At 66.5% G+C, this 2,952-nt stretch carries 2 protein-coding genes and 1 pseudogene; all 3 read right to left on the bottom strand.

Translation table 11 applies throughout. The features are described 5' to 3' along the window. The coding region (locus tag BV95_RS22450; protein ID WP_037457557.1) for a DUF2163 domain-containing protein at positions 1 to 433 on the bottom strand (433 nt) is incomplete at its 3' end. Further along, entirely contained in the window at positions 430 to 2,757 is a 2,328-nt protein-coding gene (locus tag BV95_RS22445; protein WP_037457554.1) for a DUF2460 domain-containing protein, read from the bottom strand. The genes BV95_RS22450 and BV95_RS22445, both read right to left, overlap by 4 nt. Then, a pseudogene (locus tag BV95_RS22440) lies at positions 2,754 to 2,952 on the bottom strand (tail tape measure protein); the annotation flags it as partial. The gene BV95_RS22445 and the pseudogene BV95_RS22440, both read right to left, overlap by 4 nt.

Genomic DNA, 2,952 nt, shown 5'->3' with positions numbered 1-2,952 from the left:
GTTGAGCCGAAGCCGCACCCGGCCCTTCCAAGGCCGCCATCCCCCCCCCCAGTCCCGCCGTGAAAGCCGCCGCCTTGCGCGCCACCGCGCCAATCTCCCCCCGCGCCAGCAACAACCACAAATCCCCCGGAGCCTCCCACTCCGTCAGCCGCAACTCCAGCGCAGCCCCATCCCAGCGCCCCGCCATCAGATCGGCTTCGCTGATCGCATCCGCCGTCAAAGCCCCCTCCACATCGGCATCGCTCCCCTCGACCCCGATCCCGCTCCGCACGGCGGAAGGCGTCATCCCCGGCGCAGCCCGATACAGGACATGCCCAATTGCCAAGTCCCGATCATGGCTGGTCAGCCCGATCGTCACCCCGTCCCGCCGCTCGATCCGCCAGCAAAAGGCCAAAGTCGCCAGCGGCCTCTCCAAAGCCTCCAGCCCACTCATTCGCGTATCTCCACCAAAGGCACCGAAGGCGCTCCCCCCGCCGCAAAGGTCGCCCGATTGATGTCCAGCCGATCCTCCGCAAAACGCACCGGCACATCGAACCGAAAGCCCGCCGTCAACACCGCCCCCTCAACCGGCGCGACGTCAAAGGCGATCACCCCCAACCCCACATGGCTCCACCCCCCGACCATCTCGACCCCATCCACGGCGACGCGAATGGTGCCCGCCACCGGCCGCGTGATCCGCCGCGCCTGCGCCTCCTCACCCAGCCCATAAAAGCGCTGCAAGGGAAACTCCGCCCGCACCCCGTCACCCAGCCCCAACCGCTGGTCCAAAGGCCCCGGCACGCCACCCACGCCGCAACTGCGATCATCATAAGGATCGCTAAACCGGAAACCCCGCGCAGCCCCCCGCCGCGCCCGGAAAAAAGCGATCAAAGCCGCCATATCCGCCTCCGACCTGACCCCCGGCCCCGCATCGAAGGAAAGCCGCGCATCCGCCCAATCGCTGCTCCGCCGCTCATGCCCGGAAACGCTCTCCACGACCTGCGTGGAAAAGGCCGGAGCCACGCTCGCCTCCCGCCCTATCGCCAGCGGAAAAGCCACATCGTCAAAGGCCTGCACATCATCCTCCCCACCCAATCTGAAGCAGGTGAAGCCATCCCGCGCCACCTGCGGCAATGCCCACATAAAGACCGCCGCCGTCCCCCGCTTCACCGCTGCATCCGCCGCCGCCGCAATCTCCCGCCATTGCACGGCATCCTCGCCGCGCAGCACGAAGCCCGAAAAATAATGCTGCTCCTCGACAGGATAGCCCAGCCGCCCGACCGCCAGTTCGACCCCCAGCGCCGTGAGCCGCTCCCGCCCCTCCGTCACCCAGTCATAATCCTCCAGTTGCAACACATCGAAGGCAGGTGAAGCCCACCCCAACGGCATGTTCGCCCGCTTCGCCTCCGGCGCAGCCGGATTGAGCACCGTCGGCAGATAGGCCAGCAAATGCGTCACCGCCCCCGGCGCGACCCCCTTCACCCAGGCGCAAAGCGCCGCCGTGGAAGCCGCCAACACCTCCCCCGCCCGATCCAGCAGAGCCTTTTGAGGCCCACTCAAAGCCCCCCGGACATCCGCAATCGAAACCAGCAAACCGCCAAAGACCGCCCGCGCCGCATCGTCATACAGGCAGATGCGCCCATCGCCCGGCATCACCCACCACCACGGCTCCCCCACCTGAAATTTGATCGAAATCCCGGCGGCCAAGCCAATGGAAACAAAGGCCTCCGCCACCACCCGCAAATAGCCCATCGCCCCGTCATGCGCAGGGGAGAGCAAGGTCGAAGGCGGCGACCACCCCGTCAGCGCGGGCGAACCATCCTCCGCCCGCTGCTTCCAGTCGTTCCAGCAATGCGCATCGAACAATTCATAGGAAAGCGACCAGATCACCCCCAGCCCCAGCGCCTTGGCCCGCCGCGCAAAATCCCCATGCCAGGCCGCACAGGGCGCATTCAGCACGCCCCCCGCCAGACTGACGTAAAGCCCGCCCCCCACCGGTTCGAGCCGGAAATAATGGCTCATCCCGACATAGTGGTTGATGTCCCCACGATAGCCCAGCGCATGGATCGAACCAACGATCCGCTCCGGCGTCTGGTTGAAGCAATCGTCATAGCCCGTCGCCATCGACAGCCCATGCTCCGGCAAGACCGCATCGCCCACCGCCAGCACCGACCCGGCCCCATCGCACCTTATCCCGGAAAGCTCACACCATCCCTCAACCCCTCCGGCAAAGGCGGCACTCCCCGCATCATAACCCGGCGCGACGAGCGAGATGAACATCCTGTCCACATCCCCCGCCCAGACCGGCTCCCCCCCACTCAACAGAAAGCCGCTCTTCAGATGGGCAAAATCCAGCGTAACGACAGCATCTTCCGCCCCACCGCTCGCATAATTCCACAAGCGCACATACCAGCTACGCGGCACGCCCGCCGCATCCCGCCCCTCGATGGTCAGCGTAGGCCCATGCGTCTCATCCAGCCGCCGCAGCCCCCCGCTCCGCCAGCGAAAGCGCAACACGCAATCGCGAAAATCCCGATCCGTCTCATAGGCCAGCAGAGCATGACTCCACTTGTCCTCCGCCTCCCAGATCAGCCCCGCCAGATCCCCCGACCCATAGAAAACAGCATCCACCCGCAGAGCATCCGGCGCGGTGGTAACGACACTCGCCATCATCGGCCTGGGAAAATTGACGGTCCAATAAGCAGGCGAAAACCGCTTCACGAACCGCGCTTCCTGCCCCCGCCGCGCATCCGCCAGCCAATAGCCAAGCCCACTCATCCGCCTATCGCCCCCCTCACCGCGCGAGCCACCTGCCGCGCACTGCGCGAAAGCAGGCGCGCACTATCCGCCCCCTGCCCCTGCACCGCGATGCTCACCCGCACATCCCGCGCGCCACCACCGCCATTGGGAACGACCTGCCCGCTCGCCGTCGGCACGAAGACCTCCGGCCCCCGCTCCCCCACGACATAGGCC

Source organism: Sphingobium chlorophenolicum, assembly GCF_000722875.1.
Taxonomy (GTDB): Bacteria; Pseudomonadota; Alphaproteobacteria; order Sphingomonadales; family Sphingomonadaceae; genus Sphingobium; species Sphingobium chlorophenolicum.
Note: the sequence above shows the minus strand (reverse complement) of the source record. Positions and strands in the feature narration are given on the sequence as shown.

Bases quoted from the DNA above. Each gene is read 5' to 3' on its own strand.
- BV95_RS22445 (WP_037457554.1), bottom strand. From the start codon at position 2,757: ATGAGTGGGCTTGGCTATTGGCTGGCGGATGCGCGGCGGGGGCAGGAA.